General features: G+C 61.5%; 23 protein-coding genes and 2 pseudogenes. 9 read left to right on the forward strand and 16 right to left on the reverse strand.

All coding sequences use genetic code 11. The features are described from left to right. The first annotated feature begins 8 nt into the window (after nt 1–8). Complete coding sequence (locus tag GKR99_00105; GenBank protein NKB26045.1) at nt 9–1,535, forward strand: sulfatase-like hydrolase/transferase; 1,527 nt, start codon at nt 9–11, stop codon at nt 1,533–1,535. Nucleotides 1,536–1,666: 131 nt separating this feature from the next. On the opposite strand, the gene GKR99_00110 is transcribed toward GKR99_00105, so the two are convergent. The 3 genes and pseudogenes from GKR99_00110 to GKR99_00120 all read right to left on the reverse strand — a co-directional run bounded on the left by GKR99_00110 (nt 1,667) and on the right by GKR99_00120 (nt 5,006). Further along, entirely contained in the window at nt 1,667–3,109 is a 1,443-nt protein-coding gene (locus GKR99_00110) for a hypothetical protein (GenBank protein NKB26046.1), read from the reverse strand. A gap of 75 nt (nt 3,110–3,184) precedes the next feature. Then, nucleotides 3,185–4,142, reverse strand: a pseudogene (locus GKR99_00115) (IS630 family transposase). 39 nt (nt 4,143–4,181) lie between these two features. Further along, nucleotides 4,182–5,006, reverse strand: a complete 825-nt coding sequence (locus GKR99_00120; GenBank protein NKB26047.1) for a hypothetical protein — start codon at nt 5,004–5,006, stop codon at nt 4,182–4,184. A gap of 180 nt (nt 5,007–5,186) precedes the next feature. On the opposite strand from GKR99_00120, the gene GKR99_00125 reads away from it, so the two are divergent. The 3 genes from GKR99_00125 to GKR99_00135 all read left to right on the forward strand — a co-directional run bounded on the left by GKR99_00125 (nt 5,187) and on the right by GKR99_00135 (nt 6,699). Next, nucleotides 5,187–5,432, forward strand: coding sequence for a hypothetical protein (locus GKR99_00125; GenBank protein ID NKB26048.1), 246 nt, complete (start codon nt 5,187–5,189; stop codon nt 5,430–5,432). 25 nt (nt 5,433–5,457) lie between these two features. Then, a protein-coding gene (locus GKR99_00130; protein NKB26049.1) for an IS630 family transposase occupies nt 5,458–6,416 on the forward strand; the annotation gives its coding sequence in 2 pieces (ribosomal slippage) (nt 5,458–5,799 and nt 5,802–6,416; 957 coding nt in all). Between the two features lie 34 nt (nt 6,417–6,450). Then, complete coding sequence (locus GKR99_00135; GenBank protein NKB26050.1) at nt 6,451–6,699, forward strand: hypothetical protein; 249 nt, start codon at nt 6,451–6,453, stop codon at nt 6,697–6,699. 192 nt (nt 6,700–6,891) lie between these two features. Here the strand turns inward: GKR99_00135 and GKR99_00140 are convergent, their stop codons facing one another. Continuing rightward, complete coding sequence (locus GKR99_00140; GenBank protein NKB26051.1) at nt 6,892–7,305, reverse strand: DUF4864 domain-containing protein; 414 nt, start codon at nt 7,303–7,305, stop codon at nt 6,892–6,894. 70 nt (nt 7,306–7,375) lie between these two features. Then, nucleotides 7,376–8,971 (reverse strand): lysine--tRNA ligase, encoded by a 1,596-nt coding sequence (locus tag GKR99_00145; protein ID NKB26052.1) that lies wholly within the window; start codon nt 8,969–8,971, stop codon nt 7,376–7,378. A gap of 102 nt (nt 8,972–9,073) precedes the next feature. Here GKR99_00145 and GKR99_00150 point away from each other — a divergent pair, with 102 nt between their 5' ends. Beyond that, nucleotides 9,074–9,487 (forward strand): 2-dehydro-3-deoxyphosphooctonate aldolase, encoded by a 414-nt coding sequence (locus GKR99_00150; GenBank protein ID NKB26053.1) that lies wholly within the window; start codon nt 9,074–9,076, stop codon nt 9,485–9,487. A 290-nt stretch (nt 9,488–9,777) separates the two neighbouring features. Here GKR99_00150 and GKR99_00155 read toward each other — a convergent pair whose 3' ends face one another. The 4 genes from GKR99_00155 to GKR99_00170 all read right to left on the reverse strand — a co-directional run bounded on the left by GKR99_00155 (nt 9,778) and on the right by GKR99_00170 (nt 15,403). Further along, entirely contained in the window at nt 9,778–12,276 is a 2,499-nt protein-coding gene (locus tag GKR99_00155; protein NKB26054.1) for an FAD-dependent oxidoreductase, read from the reverse strand. A gap of 85 nt (nt 12,277–12,361) precedes the next feature. Further along, nucleotides 12,362–12,889: a hypothetical protein gene (locus GKR99_00160; GenBank protein ID NKB26055.1), complete on the reverse strand. Its 528-nt coding sequence runs from the start codon at nt 12,887–12,889 to the stop codon at nt 12,362–12,364. An 85-nt stretch (nt 12,890–12,974) separates the two neighbouring features. Beyond that, nucleotides 12,975–14,420 carry a hypothetical protein gene (locus GKR99_00165; protein NKB26056.1) on the reverse strand — a complete coding sequence of 482 codons (1,446 nt, stop codon included), beginning with the start codon at nt 14,418–14,420 and terminating at the stop codon, nt 12,975–12,977. Beyond that, a complete protein-coding gene (locus GKR99_00170; protein NKB26057.1) occupies nt 14,417–15,403 on the reverse strand; it encodes a D-glycerate dehydrogenase in 987 nt (328 codons plus the stop codon). The genes GKR99_00165 and GKR99_00170 overlap by 4 nt, the downstream gene beginning before the upstream one ends. Nucleotides 15,404–15,565: 162 nt before the next feature. Here GKR99_00170 and GKR99_00175 point away from each other — a divergent pair, with 162 nt between their 5' ends. Next, nucleotides 15,566–16,111 carry an aspartyl-trna synthetase gene (locus GKR99_00175; protein ID NKB26058.1) on the forward strand — a complete coding sequence of 182 codons (546 nt, stop codon included), beginning with the start codon at nt 15,566–15,568 and terminating at the stop codon, nt 16,109–16,111. 131 nt (nt 16,112–16,242) lie between these two features. Here the strand turns inward: GKR99_00175 and GKR99_00180 are convergent, their stop codons facing one another. The 7 genes from GKR99_00180 to GKR99_00210 form a co-directional block, all read right to left on the reverse strand. Continuing rightward, a complete protein-coding gene (locus tag GKR99_00180) occupies nt 16,243–18,261 on the reverse strand; it encodes a peptidase M3 (GenBank protein ID NKB26059.1) in 2,019 nt (672 codons plus the stop codon). A 53-nt stretch (nt 18,262–18,314) separates the two neighbouring features. Then, a complete protein-coding gene (locus GKR99_00185) occupies nt 18,315–19,106 on the reverse strand; it encodes an ABC transporter permease subunit (protein NKB26060.1) in 792 nt (263 codons plus the stop codon). A gap of 30 nt (nt 19,107–19,136) precedes the next feature. Then, the gene (locus tag GKR99_00190; GenBank protein NKB26061.1) at nt 19,137–19,931 is read right to left on the reverse strand and encodes a transporter substrate-binding domain-containing protein; all 795 of its coding nucleotides are present in this window, start codon (nt 19,929–19,931) and stop codon (nt 19,137–19,139) included. Nucleotides 19,932–19,970: 39 nt separating this feature from the next. Beyond that, nucleotides 19,971–21,023: a molybdopterin-synthase adenylyltransferase MoeB gene (gene moeB, locus GKR99_00195; protein NKB26062.1), complete on the reverse strand. Its 1,053-nt coding sequence runs from the start codon at nt 21,021–21,023 to the stop codon at nt 19,971–19,973. Next, the gene (locus GKR99_00200; GenBank protein ID NKB26063.1) at nt 21,023–21,469 is read right to left on the reverse strand and encodes a dUTP diphosphatase; all 447 of its coding nucleotides are present in this window, start codon (nt 21,467–21,469) and stop codon (nt 21,023–21,025) included. Before GKR99_00200 ends, moeB begins: the two co-directional genes overlap by 1 nt. A 67-nt stretch (nt 21,470–21,536) precedes the next feature. Further along, complete coding sequence (gene coaBC / locus GKR99_00205) at nt 21,537–22,730, reverse strand: bifunctional phosphopantothenoylcysteine decarboxylase/phosphopantothenate--cysteine ligase CoaBC (protein NKB26064.1); 1,194 nt, start codon at nt 22,728–22,730, stop codon at nt 21,537–21,539. Between the two features lie 70 nt (nt 22,731–22,800). Next, nucleotides 22,801–23,679 carry an RNA polymerase factor sigma-32 gene (locus GKR99_00210; GenBank protein NKB26065.1) on the reverse strand — a complete coding sequence of 293 codons (879 nt, stop codon included), beginning with the start codon at nt 23,677–23,679 and terminating at the stop codon, nt 22,801–22,803. A gap of 93 nt (nt 23,680–23,772) precedes the next feature. On the opposite strand from GKR99_00210, the gene cobU reads away from it, so the two are divergent. The 3 genes and pseudogenes from cobU to GKR99_00225 all read left to right on the forward strand — a co-directional run bounded on the left by cobU (nt 23,773) and on the right by GKR99_00225 (nt 25,803). Continuing rightward, nucleotides 23,773–24,300, forward strand: a complete 528-nt coding sequence (gene cobU / locus GKR99_00215) for a bifunctional adenosylcobinamide kinase/adenosylcobinamide-phosphate guanylyltransferase (protein ID NKB26066.1) — start codon at nt 23,773–23,775, stop codon at nt 24,298–24,300. Next, nucleotides 24,293–24,877, forward strand: coding sequence for a histidine phosphatase family protein (locus GKR99_00220; protein ID NKB26067.1), 585 nt, complete (start codon nt 24,293–24,295; stop codon nt 24,875–24,877). Before cobU ends, GKR99_00220 begins: the two co-directional genes overlap by 8 nt. 58 nt (nt 24,878–24,935) lie before the next feature. Continuing rightward, nucleotides 24,936–25,803, forward strand: a pseudogene (locus tag GKR99_00225) (glutathione S-transferase). The last annotated feature ends 44 nt before the right edge of the window (nt 25,804–25,847 follow it).

Raw genomic sequence — 25,847 nt, forward strand, 5'->3', positions numbered from 1 at the left:
GAACCCCCATGACACAGATCCCCCCCCGCAATGTGATGTTCATCATCATCGACCAGATGCGCGCCGACTTGTTGCACGGCGCGCTGGCCGATCACGTGCCGCTGCCGAACCTGCGCGCCCTGATGGGTGCGGCCGTCAGCTTTACCAATCATCATTCTGTTGCAAACCCTTGCGGGCCGTCGCGTGCCTCGCTCCTGACCGGGCAATACGCGATGAACCACCGCTCGGTCCGAAATGGCGCGCCGCTGCGCCATGACACGTCGAACCTGGCAACCGAAGTGCGCAAGGGTGGGCACCTGCCGCTGCTGTTTGGCTATACCGACACCACGCTCGACCCAAGGTTGCACCAGCTGGTTGACCCGGATTTGCGAACCTACGAGCGGGTCATGCCGGGATTCGTGCAGACTGTCGAAATGGGCGCTGATGAAAGCTTTCCATGGCGCGCCTCGCTTGTGGCCAAAGGCTACGATATTCCCGAGTACACCGAATTCTATGTGCCGGTTGCGCAAGCTGATCAGCTGCGCCGTGTCGATGATCCTGCCTTCTACCGGGCTGAAGACAGCGACACGGCCTTTCTGACCGACGCCTGCCTGACGCACCTGCGCGCACGCGGAGATCGGCCCTGGTTCGCCCATCTGACCTATATCCGGCCACACCCGCCCCTGGTCGCGCCCGCGCCCTATAACCGGATGATCGACCCAGACACACTGCCCCTGCCCGACCGGCATGGGTCACAGTCGGCAGAACTGGCGACCCATCCCTTCTTCACCCCCGCCAACGCCGCCGCGCTGGTGGATGGATTTCCCGATCTGGGCAATGACGACACCACCGTCCAGGACTTACGCGCAATTTACCTTGGCCTTGCCGCCGAAGTGGACGTCCACATCGGGCGCATCATCGCATTTCTGAAAGACAGCGGCCAATGGGATGACACCCTGCTGGTCGTCACCGCCGACCACGGAGAGATGCTGGGCGATCACCATACCTGGGGCAAGATGAGCCCCTATGACGCCGCTTGGCACACGCCCCTGATCATCCGCGATCCGACGCAGCCGGACGCCCACGGCACCGAAGTCACGCGCCCAAGTGAATCCGTGGATGTGACCCCGACGATCCTCGACTGCCTCGGACTGGCGGCGCCGCCGTCGATGGACGGGCGATCCCTAAAGGTGTTCTTGCAAGGTGACACGCCGGACGATTGGCGCACCCATAGCTATAGCGAGCTGGATTTTGGCAACCCCGTTGCCCCCACGCTTTGGCAGACAACGCACAACCTGCACGCATCGGGTGCGAATTTCGCAGTGTTGCGCGGACCGCGTTATACGTTGACCCACTTCGCAGATACGCTGCCGCCGCTGCTGTTTGACCGCGAGGGCGACGGGGAAATGCGCAATCTGGCCGATGATCCGGCGATGGCGTCCGTGTTGCTGGAGATGACGCAAACACTGCTGAGCCACCGGATGCAGAACGCAGATCACACGTTATCGGCGACACAGATCACGGCCGACGGCCCGGTCACCACAGCCCGCAGATAGCGGACGTCATGCAAAAGCGCGCAGGGTTTTGTAACCCTGCGCGCTAAAGAAAAAGTTTAATGCCTCCGGCGGGGATAATTTTGGGTCAATGATGGCGGGATGGAAAGCCCTCTAGCCGGCCCCGAATAAGCCTAGACCGGGTTGTCCATCCGCACCGTCACCTGAACTTTGCCGTTCACCGCCTGCGACCAGCCGAGCGTGATCTGATCCTTGTTCGCGCCCTGCTGGGTGGCAACTTGTGGCGCGGTATAGATCGACTGGCTGGAGGATTGCAGATCCTCGACCACAACCGAAGTAACGCGCCGCGCCCAGCCTTCGAACGGCAGATAGGCGCCGGCATCCAGGGTCCAGACCGACTGGTTGGATGGCTGGTTGAATTCCATCAACACCGGATTGATCGTGTTCTGGCTGATCCCGTTGAACGTATTGGCCGAAAACACCACGTTGCGCGCCCGCGACATATCCAACGGGGCAATCGAATCGTCCACCTTCTCAACCCGGTCAATATTGCCGTTCACCGTTTTGAAGCTGTTGGCGGACACCGTCAGCCCTTGCAGGAAATGTCCCGGCCCGTGCGGCTTGACCACCAGCCAGGCGAAAGAGCTGGCGACGTCAATAGCGCCAAAAATGTTGCCGGTGATCGTCAGACCGCCAAAGCTGAACTCGGACGAGAAATCCGGTGCGGCGTCATGCTCGTTCGTCATCTCGACGAAGCAATTGTCGATGTAATTGCCGGTCACGGTGGAATTCACATTCGGCTGCGTGAACACCAGCCCGGCCTGTCGGGGGCCATCTGTCACCTCGTCGCCCTGGAACCAGTGGTTGCCGATAATCAAATGCCCGGTGCCCTTCAGCACCATCGTGGTGCCAAACCGCTGAAACCGGTTATCGCGGATCTTGGCGTCGTTCTTGTTGACGTTCAGCGCCAGCGAAACCCGGTTCGTCGCCGGAGCCTGCTGTTCGTCCGAGACGAAATGGCAGCGATCGACCTGCAAATCCTGACAGCCCGTGCCGATCGAGGTGATGCCACGATGCTCGGGCTTGGTGACGAAGCTGTCCTTCAGATGAAACGTCTCGCCCGCCGGGGCCAACAGGATACCGCTGGCGTCACCGTTACACTGCAATTCAATATCGCTGAGGGTGAACTTGGAAAGCTTGGTGAAGCCCGAGAAATCCAGCACGTATTTGTAGCGCGTGAAGGTATAAGTTTGCGTGGCGTTCGACGCGAACAGCGGCTGGCTGAGCGTCACCGTCCCCGCCCCCGGATTGGTCGACTTAACGTAAACCTCACGCCCTACGCCGTTGCCGGTGACCTGGGCACCGATGGGAATGTTGGCCACGTTCGTTACGCTGTTCAGTTGCAGCGGATTGCCCGCAGAATAGCTGCCGTCGCCGGTCACGGTATCAACATCCCAGTTGGCGCTGTTCACGACATAGAATTGCCCGTTGCGGATCACGCGACGCACCTCGAACGTGTCGACGGTGTTGACGGCGTCATGCAGGTCGATCGGGCCATCCACATCGATCCGGAGGCCATCGAGGTCCAGCGCATCGTGATCGGTGTAGTGCAGCAACGCCTGAAAGGCTTTCCTGAATCCAAGAACTTCATCCCCGAAGCCCTCGACGTAAGGCCTTAAAGCGTTTCGACATTAACCTGAGACATATCCGGCGGCCTTAAAGTAGTTCCAGCATTCTACTGGGTCGTAGAGATCGCAGATTGCTCCGATTGCTTCGAAGACCTGGGTAAAGGACCTGGCCCCGATCCGTCGCAAATGGGCTTTCAGTTTAGAGAAGGCCTGCTCGATGGGATTCAGGTCGGGCGAGTACGGTGGCAGGTAAAGGAACCAGCAGCCGTGATTGCGTAAAGCCTGCGTCGCCTCCTTATTCCGGTGGGTTGCCAGGTTGTCGAGAATGACGACAGTGCCGGGGTTGATCTCGGGGACCAGCACTTCGCGGATGTAGGCCGCGAAGGCGGGGCCATCTATCGCTCCCTTGATGACCCAAGGTGCGATCAGCGCGCCTTGGGTCAGGCCCGCGATCAAGGTTTGGGTTCCCCAGCTTCCGAAGGGCGCATCCATCGTCAGGCGCTTACCGCGCTTGGCTCTGCCGCGTAGGCGCGTGAGGTTTGTCTTCACTGCGGTTTCGTCAATAAAGACAACGCGCTCAGGAAAGGTCGCAATGGCTGGCGAGCGGTATCTGAACCAGTCGGCCCGTTGCTGCCTTACCTTGGCGCGGCGGCGCTCGGTTGCGACCAGCGACTTTTTTGTACGTGAAGCCGAGCCGGGACAGAAGGTTGGCGATGGAGGAGTGATGCACCCGCACACCCTCTGCATCGGCCAGCGCATTACGCAACTCAAAGAGCGTGATGTCAGGGTCTTGTGCGATCAACTCCTCAAAGAATTCCCGATGCGGAGCCAGCTTTCCCTTGCCGCGCGGCGGTCCCTGCCGGGCAGGTTCCGCATGACCCTTCATCCTCACCTGACGCGCCCACCGCGCGCCTGTGGCAGGCGACAGCTTCAACCGCAACGCCGCCGCGCGCCCGCTCAACCCTTCTTCAATGTATCTCTGAAACCGTATCCGAAGCGCAGATGGCAAAGGTGCTGACATGATCCATCCTCCCAAACAGGATGAATCACAGATCAGGTCTCAAGGGAATCCCTCGCGATTCAGGTTCAAGCCGAAACGCTTTAGGCTGAAATTCCCGCGCAGGATCAGGCGCTTGTCGGCGGGCATGGTGACCGTTCCCTGAAAGCGCACCGGGTTGTCCATCGTGATGTTGGACCCGATCAGATACGTCCCCTCGGGCACCAGAATGTCGCGCCCGTCGGCGGCGATGTCCGCCGCATCAAATGCCGCGTGGTCATCCGTAACGCCATCTCCGACCGCACCGAAATCACGCACATCGACCCAATCCATCATGTCCCGCAAATAGGCGCTGGTGATGTCTTCGATGACGAAGTCGTCGATCCGCACGATGCCGCCCGAAGGCCCGGTCAGGTCCAGCCCAAAGTGGCCATAGGCCGGGGCCGTGCCCCAGGGCATATCCACACCGCCCCGCGCGCCTGTGCCGACAATTGCCGAAACCTCGACCACCTCTCCATAGGTGGTCATGGTTGTTGCTGGGCAAACCTCAACCAGACCACCGGCGTGGGCGTTGTTGGCCAATCCGGCCCAGGCTGAAATCGCCACATCCGGCAGGTTGCCGGACACCGCCTTCACCCGCGCCCGGATACGCAAATAGCATCCCGGCTGGATCGGCGTTTCCCCCATGTGGCGCAGCTGCTGGGTGGAGTTAATCTTCAGCAATTCAAGACAGCCGCCAAAATCCTGATCCGCCGCGATCAGCGCCGCGCCGGGATCGCCGTCGTATGTGGCGGACCCCGGCGTGCCATCCCCGTTTGCCCAGACGCTCAGCCCGTCTGCAAATGGTGGCGGCATCAGCACCAGCCCTTCAGTGATTGCCTTATTCATCCCATTCCCCTTTTCTGGCGCATCTGCAGCCCTTGCGACGACGCGCCCAAGGCGCGGCTGACCGGTTGGCGGCGGGGGGTATGGCGGGCATGATTAACCAGGCCCTAAGGCAGCGTGCGCTTGACGGGTGGCCGTCTGACCCGGCAAAGTCGTCCCCTGCGATGCGAGCGGAGGGCCGATATGGCCTATCAGGTTGCGATATTCGTGCATTTCACAGGTCTGGCGCTGGGGATCGGCGGCGGGCTGGCCAACCTGTTGCTGGGCCTGCGCGCCAGTCGCGCGACCATGCCCGAGGCTGCCGGGGTGCTGCGCGCCATGGCCCCGGTTTACGCACGGGTCGCGACCGCCGGTCTGGCGCTGCTCTGGCTTAAAGCGTTTCGGCTTGAACCTGAATCGCGAGGGATTCCCTTGAGACCTGATCTGTGATTCATCCTGTTTGGGAGGATGGATCATGTCAGCACCTTTGCCATCTGCGCTTCGGATACGGTTTCAGAGATACATTGAAGAAGGGTTGAGCGGGCGCGCGGCGGCGTTGCGGTTGAAGCTGTCGCCTGCCACAGGCGCGCGGTGGGCGCGTCAGGTGAGGATGAAGGGTCATGCGGAACCTGCCCGGCAGGGACCGCCGCGCGGCAAGGGAAAGCTGGCTCCGCATCGGGAATTCTTTGAGGAGTTGATCGCACAAGACCCTGACATCACGCTCTTTGAGTTGCGTAATGCGCTGGCCGATGCAGAGGGTGTGCGGGTGCATCACTCCTCCATCGCCAACCTTCTGTCCCGGCTCGGCTTCACGTACAAAAAAAGTCGCTGGTCGCAACCGAGCGCCGCCGCGCCAAGGTAAGGCAGCAACGGGCCGACTGGTTCAGATACCGCTCGCCAGCCATTGCGACCTTTCCTGAGCGCGTTGTCTTTATTGACGAAACCGCAGTGAAGACAAACCTCACGCGCCTACGCGGCAGAGCCAAGCGCGGTAAGCGCCTGACGATGGATGCGCTCTTCGGAAGCTGGGGAACCCAAACCTTGATCGCGGGCCTGACCCAAGGCGCGCTGATCGCACCTTGGGTCATCAAGGGAGCGATAGATGGCCCCGCCTTCGCGGCCTACATCCGCGAAGTGCTGGTCCCCGAGATCAACCCCGGCACTGTCGTCATTCTCGACAACCTGGCAACCCACCGGAATAAGGAGGCGACGCAGGCTTTACGCAATCACGGCTGCTGGTTCCTTTACCTGCCACCGTACTCGCCCGACCTGAATCCCATCGAGCAGGCCTTCTCTAAACTGAAAGCCCATTTGCGACGGATCGGGGCCAGGTCCTTTACCCAGGTCTTCGAAGCAATCGGAGCAATCTGCGATCTCTACGACCCAGTAGAATGCTGGAACTACTTTAAGGCCGCCGGATATGTCTCAGGTTAATGTCGAAACGCTTTAGCGGCTTGTTATTATTGGCGTGGGGCGGGCTGAACGCGCTGACCATACCGGCGTTCCAGGCAAAGCTGGCGTTCGTGCTGCTGCTGACCGGCGTGTCGGTTCTGGCCAGAGTTACCGCCCGCAACGCAGTCAAGGCCGGGCTTCAGCCGATTGTGTTGAAAAACTCCGAAATCAGAGCGTCGCGGATTTCTTGCGAAAACCTATGAAGCGAAATAGTCGGAAAGCTTTGACCACGAGACAGCGCATGGCTGCGCGTGAGCGCATGTAGGCGATTTGGGCCGACCCCCGCGCCAAAAATTTAGGATCGGGCTGCATGGAAAGAAAAATCATCGTTCAGGCCCTAAAACGGAGTTTTTCAACACAATCAGCCCAAGCCCGGGCGCATTCGCGCCTTTGGCGTTGCTACCCTGACGTCAGCCTTCATCGCACTGGGGTTTGCGATCGTGGCCTTTCGTTAGGATCACGCCCCGATCTGCGGCGCCGGCACCAGATGTACGCCGTCAATTCGCCAGCCATCCTCGGTCTTGATCATGTCGTATTCCAGCACGTGAAATACGTTATCGGCATCCCGAACTATGACTTCCTGACGCTGCTTGCCGTCAACTTCGCGCAACTCGAGAAATCGAATATCTCCCGGCTGCCAGACCATCGGATAGCCCTGCTGAACCATCATCGCGAAATTCCGTTCGGTCCCGAACAGGCGTTTGATCGTCGGAGAGGCATGCGCCCATGCCCCAGGAACGTCACCGGCGCGAAACGCGTCCATCTGGCTGGAAATCACACCCTGAATGGCGCCCTCTGGGGCGGCGTCCTGCGCGCTTAGCGGTGCGGCCAACATCAGCATGGCCACGCATGCCGTTAGAAATTTCCTCATGAAACAATCCCTCCACTTTCGACCTGTCCTGATCAAGACACGTGCGGCACGGCGGGGAAGTTTCAAGTTTTTATGCGCCACCAGCCCCTGATTGAAGCCCGCCATCCAGCGCCCGCTCGATCAGTTCCACGGTTTCCGCAACACCGTAAAGCGCGATGAACCCACCGAAACGCGGCCCCTGGGACGCGCCAAGCAGCACTTCGTAAAGCGCCGTGAACCAGGCCCGCAAAGGGTCAAACCCATGTTCGGTTCCGACCGCAAACACCATCGTCTGCAGCGCTTCCGCGTCCAGGCCCCCGTCCCAGCTTTTCAACCGGTCGCGCAGATCAGCCAGCGCCGCGCGTTCCGCATCACCCGGCGCACGATAAGTTTTATGCGGTGCGACGTGGTCTTTGTAATAGGTCACCGCATGGCCCGCCGCCGCATCCAGATCGGGGTTCGCCTCGGGCGTCGCGTCAGGCGCGTATTTGCGGATGAAACCCCAAAGCGTCGCCTTATCCTTGGCCCCTGATACACTGGCGATATTCAGCAGCATCGAGAATGGAACAACCATGCCACTGTCCGGCACGGCGCCGCCATGGATATGCCAGACCGGGTTATTCAACTGCTGCGTCACCTCTTGCCCGGGATAGGCGCGCAACTGCTGGTGATACTCGTCCACCGCGCGCGGGATCACGTCAAAATGCATTCGCTTGGCGGTCTTCGGCTTGGCGTACATGAAGTACGACAGGCTTTCGGTCGCCGCATAGGTCAGCCATTCGTCGATGCTCAGCCCGTTGCCTTTGGATTTGGAAATCTTCTCACCGTTCTGATCCAGAAACAGCTCATAGGTGAAATTCACCGGGGCCTTGCCGCCCAGAATCTCGCATATCCGCCCATAGATCGGCGTGTTCGGCGCGTGTTCTTTGCCGTACATCTCAAAATCCACGCCAAGCGCGGCCCAGCGCGCGCCAAAATCTGGCTTCCACTGCAATTTCACGTTGCCGCCAGTGACCGGCAGGGTCACATCCGTGCCGTTTTCATCCTCGAAGGTCACCGTTCCCTTTGCGCCATCCACATCCTTCATCGGCACATAAAGCACGCGCCCCGTCGTCGGAGAGATTGGCAAAAAACATGAATAAGTTGCCTGACGTTCTTCACGCAATGACTTCAGCATGACAGCCATAATATCGTCATAGCGTTCCGCCGCGCGCAACAGCACCGCGTCCAGCTTGCCCGAGGCATAGTATTCGGCCGCACTGGCGAATTCATACTCGAACCCGAACGTGTCAAGGAACCGGCGCAGCATCGCATTGTTATGCGCCCCGAAACTGTCGTGCGTGCCGAACGGGTCCGGCACATGGGCCAGCGGCATTTGCAGGCTTTCGGCCATCACTTCCTGGTTCGGCACATTGTCCGGCACCCGTCGCAACCCGTCCATATCGTCCGAAAAGCACAGCAGTTTCGTCGGGATGTCCGAAATCACTTCGAATGCGCGCCGCACCATCGTGGTGCGCGCGACCTCTCCAAACGTGCCGATATGGGGCAGACCCGAGGGGCCGTAGCCCGTTTCAAACAGTACGTAACCCTTTTCGGGCGGCGCCTTTTCGTACCGTTTCAGCACGCGGCGCGCCTCTTCAAAAGGCCAGGCCTTCGAGGTCATAGCAGCGGTGCGCAGATCGGTCATGACAGCCCCTTTCGGGCAGATGATGCAAAGGCGGCTGTCCTATTGCCGCGCGCGCCCAAGGTCAATAATGTCCGGGGCTTACCCAGGATCGGAAAACCCGAGATGAGCTTGCCTTTGACGCCGCCCGACAGCCTTGTCGCCTTGATGATCGCAATCTCTGCATCGGATGAGCGCTTGCCCACGACCGAGCTGTTGACGATCAACCGCATCGTCAACCACCTGCCAGTCTTCGCCGATTATGATCAGGACCGCATTCGCGTGGTCGCCGAAATGGTCTTTGATCTGTTGACCGAGGAAGACGGATTGGACGCCCTGTTCGGCATGACCCGCGAGGCGCTGCCAGAAAAACTGCACGAAACGGCATACGCCTTGGCGTGTGACGTCGCCGCCGCCGATGGCTCGCTCAAGGAAAGTGAGCTGCGCCTGCTGGAAGAAATGCGCTATGAGTTGAACATTGATCGCCTGCATGCGGCAGCGATCGAACGCGGCGCAAGGGCGCGACACGCGACGGTCTGAGTTGGGTGTCGGTGCGCTTTTGAGAGACGTCAACGCGAATGAAGATGGCTTGAAGTGGACGATTGCGGACGGCACCCCACCTCGCCCGGAATCAAGCCCGCAAGGGCGCCGGGCGATCGCCTGACCGTCCCGCGGGCAGGCGATTTCGATACGGCGCTACACCTTCGAATGTCACCATTAACGCTGAACTATAAATTGCCACACGCATGCGTTGCGTCGCATACCCCCGGTCAGGCGCTCGCCCGGCTTGGCAGTTGACTGCCAACGTCCCCTCCAGGCCAAACTCCACCTTATCCGTCCACGCGAATCCTCTCGTTCTTCGGATCATATGGGCTGTCTTCGGTCACGGTCGCGTTCCACAGCTTGTCAAACATCTTGACCTGCAACTTCGTTCCCGGCGCGGCATGATCCCGACTGACATAGCCCATGCCGATGCTTTTCCCAAACGCCACGGAATACCCGCCCGAGGTCAGGCGGCCCACTCGCGCATCACCGGCATAAAGCACTTCGCGCCCCCAAGGGTCGGCGTCATCCGGGCCGTCGATCGACAGGGTCACGCATTTGCTACGAATGCCAGTTTCGACCATCGCGGCCTTGCCATGGAAGTCCTTCGACAGGTCCACAAACCGATCCAACCCGGCCTCCAACGGCGTCGCATCTCGCCCCAATTCGGTGCCAAATGCGCGATAGGATTTTTCCTGCCGCAGCCAGTTCTGCGCCCGCGCGCCGACCAGTTTCAGCCCGTGCGCCTCTCCGGCGGCCATCAGTTGATCGAACAGGTAATTCTGCATCTCCATCGGGTGATGCAACTCCCACCCCAGCTCGCCAGTATAGGCCACGCGGATTGCATTCACCGGGCACATCTTCAATTCGATCTGCTTGGCGGAAAGCCAGGGGAAGCGCTTGTTGGATAGCGCCGTGTCCGGGTCCGCATCCACGATCAACTCGCGCAGAACTTCTCGTGATTTTGGCCCGGCCAGTGCGAACACGCCATTTTGCGAGGTGATGTCGACCAGATGCATCGCACCAAAGCGCTCAACATTGTCATTCACCGCTTTGGCCAGAAAATCGCTGTCATAGGCTTGCCAGGCCCCGGCGGAAATAAGGATAAACCGATCCTCAGCCGGGCGCAGGATCGTGTATTCCGTCCGCGTCGTCCCCGTATCAGTCAGCGCATAGGTCAGGTTGATCCGCCCCACGCGTGGCAGCTTGTTGGTGGTGAACCAGTCGAGGAACCCAGCGGCCCCCGGCCCACGCAACTCGTGCTTGGTAAAGGCCGAGGCGTCGATCATGCCCACGCCTTCGCGGATCGCCTTCGCCTCTTCCGCGGCATACTGCCACCAGCCGCCGCGGCGGAAGCTGCGGGCGTCGTGGTCAAAACTGTCGTGCGCATCGAGCGGCCCGAAATAATTCGGACGCTCCCACCCGTTCACCTGCCCGAATTGTGCACCGCGCGCCTTCATCCGGTCATAGGACGGCGCGGTTTTCAGTGGCCGCGCTGCTTCACGTTCCTCATCCGGGTGGTGCAGGATATAGACGTGGGAATAACATTCCTCGTTCTTGCGCGCCGCATATTCGGTGGTCATCCATGACCCGTAGCGCTTGGGATCAAGGCTCGACATGTCGATCTCGGCCTCGCCCTCGACCATCATCTGTGCAAGATAATACCCGGTTCCGCCCGCCGCCGTGATCCCGAAACTGAACCCTTCGGCCAGCCACATGTTGCGCAAGCCGGGCGCCGGTCCGACCAGCGGGTTGCCATCGGGCGTATAGCAGATCGGACCGTTGAAATCGTCCTTCAACCCGCTTTCCTCACAAGACGGAATGCGGTGGATCATGGCCAGATACTGTTCCTCGATCCGCTCAAGATCCAGTTGGAACAGGTCGGCACGAAAACTGTCGGGCACCGAATGCTCGAACCGCGCCGGGGCCCCTTTTTCATAGACACCCAGGATCCAGCCGCCACGTTCTTCACGCACATAGCTTTGCGCGTCCGCATCCCGGATTACCGGGTGTTCGGGGTTGGTCCTGCGCCATTCGACCAGCGCCGAATCCTGATCCATCACGATGAATGTATGTTCGACCGGGATCGCCGGGATCTTGATCCCCAGCTGCCGCGCCGTGCGCTGCGCGTGGTTGCCCGTGGCGGTCACCACATGCTCGGCCTGGACCACCACCTGCTCGGCCCCGGACACAAGGTTGCCGCCGCGTTCGACCATCTTGGTCATGGTGACGTCCCAGTGATCCCCGGCCCATGTGTAGCCATCGACCTGCCACTTGCGTTCGATCGTCACGCCGCGCTGGCGCGCCCCCTTGGCCATCGCCATCGTCACATCAGCGGGGTTAATGTAGCCATCCGTCGGGTGATAGATCGCGCCTTCCAGATCGTCGGTGTGGATCAGCGGCCAGCGGTCCTTGATGTCTTTCGCCTTCAACCACTCGTACGGCACACCGCAGGTTTCCGCGGTGCTGGCATAGAGCATATATTCGTCCATCCGGTCCTTGGTCTGCGCCATGCGTAAATTGCCAACGACCGAGAAGCCCGCGTTCAACCCGGTCTCTGCCTCCAGTGATTTGTAAAAATCGACCGAGTATTTGTGGATGTGAGTGGTCGCATAGGACATGTTGAACAGCGGCAGTAGACCCGCGGCGTGCCAGGTTGATCCAGACGTCAGCTCGTCCCGTTCCACCAGCATCACGTCATCCCAGCCCGCCTTGGCCAGATGATAGGCAATGCCGGTGCCAACCGCCCCGCCGCCAACAACCAGAGCTTTTACATGGGTTTTCATCGCCGCGATTCCCTCAGCCGAAAGATATGCGCCCAATCTGGCGAAATCGCGCCGCCCCGTGCAAGTGCCGCCGACGCAACGGCCCTCAATTGCGACCTGCCAGGGTCGCTCCGGGGCCGAACACCGGCTTCAGCAGCGCGCCAAGCGCTTTCGTTTTCGCCGAATTCGGGTCCGCAGCCGAATGGCAGACAAAATCCCCCACAATCCGCGCCTGCTGTTCAAAACCATAGTCGAGGAACGGCTTTCCTGCCTCAAGTTCATAGGAATAGGGATCGCGCGCGCGGATATTCTCCATCACGGCGGCAAACGGGCTGTAACCGGTGATGTCCCGGTTCTGCCATTGCCAGACATGGGTCGCCTCGTGCGCCATAAGGATCGCGCGGGTATCGGGTGGCGCATCGCAGCTCAGCGCGCTGCCCGTTACGATCAATCGCGGCGGCGCATCGCTTTGCGCAATCTCGGGTCCGGTGGAGGAAACGCGAACCCGCTCAACCGCCAGCCCCGATCCAAGAAGGCCACCAAGATAGTCGGTTTCCGCCTCTGACAGCTGGCGACCGCAGCCGACAAGCGTCAGGATAAAAACGCAGAGCAGAAGCTGTGAAAATCCTCGCATCCGACGAAGGTTAGCCACCCGGCGCGCGACAGGTCCAGCGGCAATTGCATTCGCAACGCTGGCCTGCCCGCCCCGGCCGGGAAAATTATCCTGGCGGCGTCAGAATTCGCGCATGAACTGGCCTGTCTTCTGTGCTCGGCGCGATGAAAGCCGGGGTCAGAACAACCTGTTGCCCAGCGCTCCATTCGCCAAGCTTCAGCCAGCGCAAGATACCTTCGGGCGATCCGATCGGAAGCTTGGTCAACATGAGGATTTCGCCATCAACCGAACCGGGCGGCGTCAACGCGCGCACATCCCAATCTGGCCGGGTCCGAGCCAGATTCCCGCTCCAATAGAAATCCCCAATCACGGTCAGGCGATCCGCCCCAAACCGCTGTTCAAGATCGTGGGCCAGCGCCTCGGCATCCAGCGCATGCGTAGCGGGGGGCGTGTCACGTAGCACGGCAAGGCTGGTCTGCGTTCCAATCACCGCCAGAATGGCAAGCGCGCCCCAAATCCGACGCTGTAGCAAACTCATCCGCGCAAGAAGGGGCAACACCAATGCAAAGGCTGCGAAGGGCGTGGCGAACATCAACCAATGAGATTTGAACTGACCCGCACCAGCAAGCACGACAAACAGTATCGCAATCGCAAACCCGGAAAATGCCGCACGCATGCAGAACAGGGCGAAGACTTCTGCATCCGGCGCACTATCATCAGGACGATGGGCGCAGAAACTGCGGAATATCGCCACCAGAAAAACCAACGGCAACATCGCATAAAGTGCCCATTTCGTCAGATCAAACAGGCCGATCAGTGTCACGATCATTCGCGTTCCGGGTTTGGGCAACGCGAATTTGTTGATCGAGGCAAGCGCTTCCGTGGGATGCAGAATGATCCAACCATAGGGCGCGACAACGATCGCCGCACCAATCACAAGCGCCAACAGCAACCGCTTGTCGCGCATCCGCGCGCGGTACGCCGGGATCGACAGCGCCGCCAGGGACAGAATGATCGGCACGAACCAGAAATTCGGCTTGCTCAACCCTCCCAAACCCAGCGCGACCCCCAGCCAGACGATCGCAGCCATCCGGCCAGTTCGCAAAAACCACGCAAATGCCACGAACGTCGCCATCGCCAACGCCGCCATAATCCGCGTGTGGGTCAGCGTCATCTGTGACACCCAGGCATAATCCGGCAGGAAAATCAGCGATGCCGCCGCCAAAGACGCCGACATCGCCCCAACCGCCTGCCGCAGCGCCAGAAACGCAAAGAACACCGTCAGCGCCATCAAGGTCGATCGGAATATGTCGATAACGGCCAGAGATTTCCCAAAGACATCAAACAGACCGAACTGTATCCAGTAGTACAGTGGGAATTGCGGACCATAGCCTAGCGCATAACCCAGTTGTGCCTGCAACCAGACCTCGGCCTCGTCCACTTCCAGCGCCGGGCCTGTCGCCAACCGCAGCGCCAGTGACAAGGCGACATAGGCCACGCAAAGCAGAAACGCCCAGCCGACTTCGCGGTGCGACGGCCCAGCTGGCCTCATTGCATCGACGGAATCACAAGATCCGGTGGGCGGTGGCCGTCATCGAAGGTCTTGATATTGATCAAAACCTTCTCTCCCATTTCAATCCGCCCTTCGACAGTGGCCGACCCCATATGCGGAAGCAGCACCACATTCGGCAGCTCGCGCAGGCGCGGGTTCACCTCGGCCCCGTGTTCGAACACATCCAGGCCCGCCCCGGCAATCTCGCCCGCGCGCAGCATTCGGGTCAGGGCGTTTTCGTCAATCACCTCCCCGCGCGAGGTATTTACGATCACCGCTGTCGGCTTCATCAACTTCAATCGCCGCGCGTTCAGCAGATGAAAAGTCGAAGGTGTGTGCGGGCAGTTGATCGACAACACATCCACACGGCTGACCATCTGATCAAGGCTGTCCCACCATGTCGCCTCCAACTCCGCCTCAGTCTCCTCTCGCAGCCGATGCCGATTGTGATAATGCACCTGCATGCCAAAGGCGGCGGCACGTCGCGCCACGGCCTGCCCGATCCGCCCCATCCCGAGGATTCCCAGACGCCGACCCGCGATTCGCCCGCCCAGCATGGCCGTGGGGGACCAACCCTCCCAGTTTCCGGCCTGCATCAGCGCAAGACCTTCGGGGATGCGCCGGGTGACGGCCAGAATTAGCGCCAACGTCATATCCGCAGTATCGTCCGTCAACACGCCCGGTGTGTTTGACACCAGAATACCGCGCTGCCGGGCCGTCGCCACGTCAATGTGATCGACACCGGCGCCGTAGTTCGCGATCAGTTTCAGCCGTTCACCAGCCTGCGCCAGTAAAGCGGCATCAATCTGATCCGACAGTGACGGCACCAGAACATCGCACCCGCGCATCGCCGCTGCCAGTGCCTCGCGCCCCATCGGTCCGTCATCCGGCCCCAGCGTAACGTCGAATAATTCGCTCATCCGGGTCTCGACCACTTCGGGCAAGCGTCGCGTTGCGACAACACTCAGCTTTTTTGCGCCCATGATGCCCTCCGATTTCTGGCCATAGGCCCGATCATGTGCAAACTGGCAAGGAACGGGGCGCGCCGCAAGGTGGGATGACCCCAACGACCCGGAAAAATCCGGGCGGGCAGAGGCAAGGATCGGCGGATGAACGTCATTGGAACCCTAAACCGGGCGGCAGCCATGCTGAGTCTGTGGCTGATTGTCGGCGCTGGCAGCGTCAGTGCGGCCACCACGATCGAGGCGACCCCGAAACCGCGCCCAAAACCGCCAACAACCGAAGTGGCAGCGCCCGCGCCTGCACGCGGCCCGGTCACAAACTTGCCGCTGCCACGCTTTGTTTCAACCAAATCTGGCGAAGTGAACGTGCGCCGCGGCCCCTCGCTCACGCATCGCATTGACTGGGTATTCAAACGTCGCGGCATGCCGGTTGAAATCATCGGCGAATACGGCCATTGGCGCCGGGTCCGCGACCGCGAGGGCGCAGGCGGCTGGGTCCATTACTCGCTTTTGTCAGGTACCCGAATGGTCATAGTTGATCAGGACATGCTGGTCCTGCACCGCGCCGCAGACCCAGACAGCGAACCCATGGCCATCGCCGAATCCGGCGTGATCGCGCGGCTTGGAAAATGCAAACCCGCCTGGTGCCGGATCACCGCCGACGGCCACAAGGGCTGGGTCGAAAAATCCACGCTCTGGGGCGTACACGCCGAAGAACTGCGCGACTGACCCTGTCTTTTCGCCAAAAATACTCCCGCCGGAGGCTCCGAACCGCGCCAAATACGCGGCGTAGAATGTGACAGGCTCACATCGCACCCGACGCCAACAAAAACAGCAAAGCCGCAGGCTTTTCCGCCGAGTCATGCGGCCAGGCCTCGCCCTTTCAGCAAGGCGCCGACACCGGGCATACGGCCTCGGAACCGGGTATAGAGCACGTCTGGTTCGACAGATCCCCCAACTGACAGGATATTTTCCTCCAGACTGCGCGCTAGACCCGGATCAAACGGCCCCTCGCCTTCCAGGAATGCCTGATAGGCGTCCGCGTCCATTACCTCGGACCACATGTAGCTGTAATAACCGCTGGAATAGCCGTCGCCCGCAAACACATGGGCGAAATGCGGCGTTGCGTGGCGCATGCCGATGGCCCGTGGCATGCCCAACGCTTCCAGAACCTCGGCCTGTTTCTGCATCGGATCGGCGGGTGGCACGCCATCGTGAAACGCCAGATCGACCAATGCCGAGGCGACATATTCGACCGTCTGGAACCCCATGTCATAAGTCTGCGCCGCCAGCAGGCGCTCCAGCAACGCCGCAGGCATCGCCTCACCCGTTTCAGCATGGGTCGCGAATTCTGCCAAAACGTCCGGCACCTCCAGCCAATGTTCAAACAACTGGCTGGGCAATTCGACGAAGTCACGCGCGACCGAGGTTCCGCTAATGCTCTCATAGGTCACATCGCTCAGCATCTGATGCAGGGCGTGGCCAAACTCGTGGAACAGCGTCCGCGCGTCGTCATAGGACAGCAGTGCAGGCTGCCCTTCGGATGGCTTGGCGAAATTGCAGATATTCACAACAATTGGCCGCACATCGCCGCCCAGCTTCTTCTGGGGTCGCATCGCCGAACACCAAGCGCCCGAGCGTTTTGAGCTTCGGGCGAAGTAATCCCCGATGAAAACGGCCATATGCTGCCCGTTGCGCGTAACCTCCCACGCGCGCGCGTCGGGATGGTAAAGCGGCACATCCAGTGCGCGATATTCAAGCCCGAACAAACGCCCGGTCACCGAAAACACAGCCTCGATCATCCGGTCGAGCTGTAAATACGGTTTCAATTCCGCCTCATCCAGATCGTGCAGCGCCTTGCGGCGTTTTTCAGAATAATAGCGCCAGTCCCATGGCTCCAATGGCGCGGATTGCCCGTCCGCAACCAGCATCGCCTCTAACGCCGCGCCATCCTCTTCTGCGCGCGCCTTCGCCGGTGCCCAGACCTGCATCAGCAGGTCGCGCACGGCACCCGGCGTGCCCGCCATTTCGGTCTCAAGCTTGAAGTCGGCGAAGCTGTCATAGCCCAGCAACCCGGCCCGCTCTGCCCGAAGTGCCAGTATCTCGGCCGCAATCGCCCGGTTGTCGGTCTTGCCGCCATTAGCCCCACGCGCGCCCCAAGCCTCATACGCCAGTTTGCGCAACGCCCGGTTCGGCGAGAATTGCAGAAACGGTACAATAATCGACCGCGACAGGGTGACCACCGGGCCACCCGCGCCCTTTTCGTCCCCCGCCGCCAGCGCGGCATCCTGAACGAAGCCGGGCAGGTCCGCCAGATCAGCCGCAGCCAAAGGCATCGACCAGTCGCGTTCATCCGCCAGAAGGTTCTGCGTGAACTCGGTCCCCAGCACCGCCAGGCGTTCCTTGATCGCACTCAGCCGATCCCGATCCACCCCTTCCAGTGCCGCCCCTGCGCGTACAAATCCGCGCCGCGTCAGGTACAAGACCCGCGCCTGTTCGTCGGTCAGGTCCAATGCGTCACGCGCCGCCCAGATCGCCTCGACCCGCGCGAACAACGCCGCGTTCATCGTGATCTCGGAGCCATATGCGGCCAGTTTCGGCGAAAACTCCCGCATCAGCGCCTCGCGGTCCGGTGTCGCATCGGCCCCCGCCAGATTGTAAAACACACCCAAAACCCGCGAAAGGTTTTCATCGGCCAGTTCCAGTGCCGCGACCGTGTTTTCAAACGTCGCAGGCGCGGGGCTATCCGCGATCTTCGCAATCTCTGCCCGGGCCTCGGCCAGCGCGGCCTCAACCGCCGGGGCAAAATCATCGTCGGAAATCCTTGCGAAAGGCGGCAGGGCAAATTCGGTGGTCCAGTCGGACAAAAGCGGGTTCATGAAAATCTCCTTTCCGCATTAGCTAGGGGCGCACCCGCCCGTCGTCCAGCCACCTATCCCGGAAGTGAGCGCATCCGCGCCTCCAACCGCCTGAGCAGCAGCGACAACGACACCGTCATGATCAGGTAAATCAGCGCCACAACATTGTAAGTTTCGAAATACCGAAAATTCCCCGCCGCCGTCAGCTTGCCCAATTGCGTGATGTCCAGCACCCCAAGCACCGACACCAGCGAACTGTCCTTGATCATCGCCACGAAATCATTGCCCAGCGGCGGCAGGATGGTGCGGATGGCCTGCGGAAAGACGATATGGCGAAACCGCTGCCAGCCCGACAGGCCCAGCGCCTGCGCCGCTTCGATCTGCCCATGATCCACCGATTGCAGCCCGGCGCGGAATACCTCGGCAATGAAAGCGGAATAGCCGATGGTCAACGCCAGAACAGCCCGCCATAGCAGCGGAAAGTCGCGGTTGCGGATCGGTTCGAACCCCAACGCGCCGGTGGTCCAGTTCCACGCCGCCACCAACGCAGGGGCCAGCACGAAAGCCACGTAAAGCAGCAGGACAAGGATCGGGATGCCGCGCACAATCTCGATATAGAACCGCGCGATCTGCCGCAGAATCAGATATCGAGACAGCGACGCACTCGCCAACCCCAACCCGATGGCCGAGGCTGAAAAGAACGCGATCAGCGTGACGAAGATGGTGATCCAGATGCCGCGCGACAAGGTCCCAAGGACCTGCCGGTAAAGGTCATCTGCGACCACGCTCCACATCATCCAGGCGGCAAGCCCGGCAGCAATCAGCAGCCACCAGGGGAAGTCTTTGTCTTGCGCGTCTGGCTTCATGGATGGTCCGGATCGACCAAACGCCGAGCGTCACCCACCCAGTTTATAGTCCAGGAACCACTTGGTATTCAGCGCCTCAATGGTGCCGTCCGCCTCCATATCCGCGATCGCGGCATTGATCGCTTCGACCAACTCCGAACCCTTGGGGAAGATGAACCCGAAATCCTCGGTCCCCAGTTTTTCGCCCACGATCTTGAGGCCCCCGTCCGAGGTATCGACATAGCCATTGCCCGCCGTGCCATCCGTCAGCACCAGATCGACGTCGCCCGTGCGCAAAGCCTGCACGCCCGCGCCGAAGGTCTCGAACAGCTTGATGCGGGGGTTCTCCTCATTCCCGTCCAGTACGTCGTAGACGCCGACATAAAACGGAGTTGTCCCGGGCTGAGCCGCCATCAACAGGTCGTCATCCGCAGCAAAACTGGCGGCGTCCGTAAACCGGTCTTCATCGGCGCGCACCAGCATGACCATTTCCGATGTCATATATTTGTCCGAGAAATCGACCATCTCGGCGCGATCTTCGCGGATGGTGATGCCGGTCATGCCCAGATCATACTCGCCACCAGAAACCGCCGGGATCATCGCGTCCCAACTGGTGTTTTCATAGACCACGGTGATGTTGATCCGCTTGGCAATCTCGGCCATCGCGTCATATTCCCAGCCGATTGCGTCCCCGCTGGCCGGGTCGACGAATTGTAGCGGCGGATAGGCGTTTTCGGTGACGACCACGACCTCTTGCCCGCCAAGATCGGGCAGATGCCCTGCGGCGAGGCCGATCTGCGGGGCGGTTCCAAGGGCAAGGGCGGCGGCGAGAATGGTCAGGCGCATGGCAGCGGCCTCCTGTTGGTTGCAGTCACTGGGCGCAGCCTAGGACGCCGCATCCCCCGCTGGCAAGCCGCTGCACACAGGGCAGCCGGCGCGGCGCTTCAGCGTCAGCGTCCGGTTTTCTCCCCACAGCGCATCATGGATCAGCATCCGGCCCCGCAGGCCCTGCCCGGCGCCGGTGATTTCCTTGATCGCCTCCACCGCCATGATCGAGCCGATGACGCCCGGCAGCGGCCCGACGACGCCCCCTTCGGCACAACTGGGGGCCAATCCAGGCGCAGCGGGATCGGGGAAAACACAGGCGTAGCAAGGGGTTCCGTCGTTCGGGGCAAAGATGCTCACCTGCCCCTCCCACTGGCTGATCGCGCCCGAGATCAGAGGGATGCCGACCCTGGCAGCCGCTTCGTTAACCAGATAACGCGTCGCCACATCGTCAGTGCCGTCCAGCACCAGATCATAATCCGCGAACAGATCTCCCGCGATATCTGCCTCAAACCGGCGGTGATAGGGCCGCACAATCACACCGGGGTTCAGCGCTTTCATTGCCGCCTCAGCCGAAAACACCTTGGGCATGCCGATCCGCGCATCCGTGTGAATGATCTGACGCTGCAGATTGGACAGATCCACCACATCGTCGTCGATCACCCCAATGGTCCCAACGCCCCCGGCGGCCAGATACATCAGCGCAGGCGAGCCGAGGCCCCCCGCCCCGACAACCAGCACCCGCGCCTTGGTCAGCTTTTGCTGCCCGACCCCGCCGATTTCACGAAGGACGATGTGGCGGGCGTGGCGCTCTGAGTCGAGTGTTGCTGCCGCCTCTCCCGCCGTCCGGTTTTCGGGCCGCACCCGGCGTTTCAAAATCGAAAGCCCACGCGTGTAACCCCAGATCGCGGCAACGATCCCGCCGACCACCAGCCATTCGCCCGCTGACCCGCCGGTCGCCACTGCCAAGGGATGCCCTTCGGGAAGCGCCAGGTTCACCGCCAGAACCGCCACATACAGCAAGATCAGCATCAACAGCCGCGCCCGAACCTGCGCGCCCATCAGGTGCCCGATCCCCCAAAGCCCGGCCCCAAGCGCCAGAACCAGTGCCATCAGCCCACCCCGGTCGAGCCAAAGCCACCCGCCCCGCGCGCGGTCTGGTCTAACGCGGCAACCTCGGCAATCTCAGCCTGCAGCACGAGCGCCACAACCATCTGCGCAATCCGCGCACCGTGTTCGATGACAAAGGCAGCCGCACCCAGATTAATCAGGATCACCCCAACCGGCCCGCGATAGTCTGAATCAATCGTCCCCGGCGCATTCGCCACCGTCACCCCGTGTTTCAGCGCCAGGCCTGAGCGGGGCCTGATCTGCACCTCAAACCCCGGCGGGATCGCCATCCGCAGCCCCGTTGGCACCAAAACCCGCGCGCCGGGCGCAATCGTCACCCCTTCGGCGCGATCCGCTTCGTCCAGATTGGCCCGCAGGTCCGCCCCCGCCGCCCCCGAGGTCGCGTATTCGGGCAGCGCCACTGCCGCGTCCGCCCCCTCCTCGCGCATCAGGTCGATCCGGCTCATGCCCGGCCCGTCTTTTCGCCAAAAATACTCCCGCCGGAGGCATCTTTCTTCATCCCAACGCCTCAGCAATCCGCGCCGCCAATTGCCGGGCCACCATGTCTTTGCCCATGCGTGGCCACTCTTCGGCCCCCGCATCAGTGATCAGCGTCACCGCATTCTCGGCCCCGCCCATGATCCCAGTCTCGGGCGAGACATCATTTGCAACGATCCAGTCGCACCCCTTGCGTTTGCGCTTGGCGGTCGCGTTCTCGATCACGTCGTCTGTCTCGGCGGCGAATCCCACGACAAGCTTCGGGCGGTTTTTTCCCTTGGACACCGTCGCCAGAATATCCGGATTCTCGGCCAGCTTCAGCGCCGGAATTTTCCCGCTGCCGTCCTTCTTGATTTTCGAGCTTGTCTTGCCCGTCACCTGCCAATCCGCCACCGCTGCCGCGAATACCGCCGCATCGGCAGGCAAAGCCGCCTGAACCGCATCCAGCATCTCTTCCGCTGTTTGCACCGGGACCACGCGCACCCCACCGGGGGGGGCAACATCCGCCGGGCCGGTCACAAAGGTCACATCCGCGCCCAGCGCCGACAGCGCCGCGGCAATCGCAGTGCCCTGCGCCCCGGACGAGCGATTGGCGATATAGCGCACCGGGTCGATCGGTTCATGCGTCGGGCCCGAGGTGACGATCACGTGCCGCCACTTTAAGGGGCCGTCCGCCAGCGCGGCCTCAACCGCCGCCACAATCTGGGGCACCTCGCTCATCCGGCCCGGGCCGTGCTCCCCACAGGCCATATCGCCGCTTTCGGGTCCGACAAACCGGATGCCATCGCCCTTCAAGGTCGCCAGATTTCGCTGGGTCGCCGGATGTTGCCACATCCGAACATTCATCGCCGGGGCCACCAGAACCTGCGTGTCCGTCGCCAGCAACAGGGTCGAGGCCAGATCGTTGGCCAAACCCTGCGCCATCTTGGCCATCAGATCCGCAGTGCCGGGGGCCACGACAATCAGATCGGCGGATCGAGACAGCTCAATATGCCCCATCTCTGCCTCATCCGTCAGGTCGAACAGATCGCGGTAGACCTTGTTGGCCGCCAGCGCAGATACCGACAGGGGCGTCACGAACTCCTCGGCCGCGCGGGTCAGAACCGGCGTCACCGCCGCCCCCTTTTCGCGCAACGCGCGGATCAGCAATTGCGCCTTGAACGCCGCAATGCCGCCGCCAATGATCAGCAAAATCCGTTTGCCCGCCAGCATGTTCCGCCCTTTCAAGACCGTCAGGGGCAGAGTCTATGCAGCCCGCACAGGGCGCACAAGGGTTGCGATATCAGTCCAGCAGCGCCGCAACCTCGCCCGAGCGTGCCTCCAACGCCGCGCGCATCTTGCCAAACGCTGCTGCCTCCAGCTGGCGAATGCGTTCTTTCGACAACCCAAGCTCGCGCCCCAAACTGTCCAGCGTTCGCGGCTGATCGGCCAGTTTGCGTTCGCGCACGATCAGCCGTTCGCGCGGGCTGAGCTTGGTCATCGCGTCCAGCAGCCAGCCGCGCAGTTTTACCGTGTCGAGACGCGCGGCGACGGTCTGCTCGGCAATCGGGCCGTCATCGGCCAGCGCATCGACCCAGGCGCGGCCCTCATCATCACTGCTCTGCGTCGCATCCAGCGAATAGTCGCCCGACGCCAGCCGCCCCGACATCATCTCGACATCGGCCAGGGATACGCCGATTTCCGTGGCAATCGTCTGCTGCATCTGATGCTTGTCCAACGCCTCACCCCGCGCTGCCGCTTCGCGTTCCAGCCGCGCCTGGACGCGCCGCAGATTGAAAAACAGCGATTTCTGAGACGACGTACTGCCCGTCCTGACCATCGACCAGTTGCGCATCACATGTTCCTGCACCGACGCCCTGATCCACCACATCGCATAGGTCGAAAACCGCACACCGCGATCCGGGTCGAACTTGTCCGCTGCCTTCATCAGCCCAAGCGAGGCTTCCTGCACCAGATCATTCATCGGCGCGCCATAGCGGCGGAATTTCGATGCCATCGAGATCGCCAACCGCATGTAGGCCGTGATCAGCCGATGCAGCGCGGCCTCATCCCGCTTGTCACGCCAGGCAAGCGCCAGCTCACGCTCATCCTCGGCACTCAGCATCTCGGCCTGCATGGCGCGACGATTGAAATTTTGATCCGCGGCGTGGTTTCCAGACATGTTCCCCCCTCCAAGGGCGGCACGTTTAACTTGCGTGCACAGGAGTGTTACGAAAGAACACACGCATTCCGACCAAAGAAAGTTCAAAAAAACATGATGCAACGGGTGACGTTTCTGATCGGAGGCGCGTCTTCGGGTAAATCCGTGCTGGCAGAGCGCTGGGCGGTTGCGTCAGGTCTGCCGCGTTTGTACCTGGCCACGGCCGAGGGGCAAGACGCTGAAATGGCGGCGAAAATCGCCAACCATCAGGCCCAGCGCGGTGACGGATGGCGGGTAGTCACAGCACCGCTGGCACTGGCCGAGGCGTTGCGCGATGCGGGTCACGAAGGTGTGATCCTGCTGGATGGCATTACCCTGTGGCTTAGCAACATCATGCACACGGATGGCGATTTTTCACCCCGGATCGCAGCCCTGCTGGCCCAGATTGAGAATGCACCCGGCCCGCTGATCATCGTCTCGGACGAGGTTGGTCTGGGCCTGGTTCCCGACACGGCGCTGGGGCGGCGCTACCGGGATGCGCTCGGCAAACTCAACCAACAGATTGCGGCACGCTCCGACTGCGTTGTTGGCGTGATGGCCGGGCTGCCATTTGCGCTGAAGGGGCCGCTGCCCGATGTCTGAGGGCGCTACCTGGTGGTGGGTGCGCCACGGCCCGACACACGCCAAAACCTTCGTCGGCTGGCGCGACATTCCGGCGGATCTGAGTGACACGGCGCAATTGACACGCCTGTCCGCCTATCTGCCCGCCGATGCGTTGATTGTTGCGTCGCCGCTGATCCGTGCCAGTGAAACGGCGGACGCCATACAGGATGCCCGAACGCGCCTGCCCGATGTGCCGGCATTGCGCGAATTCTCGTTCGGTGACTGGGACGGGCGCAGCTTTGACGACGTCGCGCGCACCGACCCCGACCTCAGCCGCGCCTATTGGGAAGATCCGGGCCACATCCGCCCCCCGAACGGCGAAAGCTGGCATGACGCCGCCGGGCGTGTTGCCCCCATCGTCGACCAGATGAACCAGGATCATGCGGGCCGCGACATCATCGTAGTTGCCCATATCGGCATCATCATGACCCAGATCGCGCGTGCGACCAACCTCAGCCCTAGTCAGATCATTGGCCACCGGATCGACAACCTGTCGGTGACGCGCATCACCTATGGGTCGGGGTCAGTAGCCGATCCAATCAATCACCTTCCGTGACGCGCCACTGCACAAATCGGAATTTCCGCACAGCACGACGCCCTGCTACGTTTCGCGAATGACCTATGACCTCATCATCGGCGATCGCGCCTATTCCAGCTGGTCCCTGCGCGGCTGGCTGGTGTTCGAAGCCTTCGGCATCAAGCGGAACGTCACCCTGATTGATTTCACGGTCGGTAACGTCGCCGACCAACTGGCCAAATTCGCGCCCGCCAAAACCGTTCCCACGGTTCGCACCCCGGACGGCGCAATCCTTGGCGACAGCATCGCAATTGCCGAGGAGCTCGCCTCGCGCCACCCGGACGCGGGCATTTGGCCAGAAGATCCGCTGGCGCGGGCCACGGCGCGCAATCTGGTCGCCGAAATGCACGCAGGCTTCATGGCACTGCGCGAAGACTGCCCGATGAACATGCGGGCCACCTATAGCGATTTCGAACCGTCCGAGGCGGTGCAGTCTGACTTGCGACGTCTGGAGGCGATCTGGTCCCATGCCCGCGCAACCTGCAAACCGGATGGCCCGTGGCTGTGTGGGGCCTACTCCGCCGCCGACGTCTTTTTCGCGCCAGTTGCGGCGCGTATCGCCGGGTATGGTCTGAAAACCGCGCCCGAAGCACGGGCTTACGTCGACGCCCACCTCAATGACCCGGCTATTCCGCCGCTGGCGCGCCATGGGCCTCGTACGCGGAGAGGATCTGCCTTGGTATCGCCGCGACCATGCGCGCACCGACTGGCCTGGCCCCGCGCCATTGGTGGCCCATGCTGTTGAAAACGGTCCGTCAGAAAATGCCTTTTGCCCATATTCCGGCGATCCGGTAACGCATTTCCTGTCTGTCGAGGGCCGCATCTTCGGCTTTTGCAATGCCTTTTGCCGCGACAAGACCCAGCCCGATCCGCTGGCCTGGCCCGATTTCGCGGCCCTGTTCTGACCTGCCCAGATCAAGAAATCACATTTCATTAACCTTTGTTAAAG

The sequence above is a fragment of the Paracoccaceae bacterium genome, assembly GCA_012103375.1.
GTDB lineage: Bacteria > Pseudomonadota > Alphaproteobacteria > Rhodobacterales > Rhodobacteraceae > WLWX01.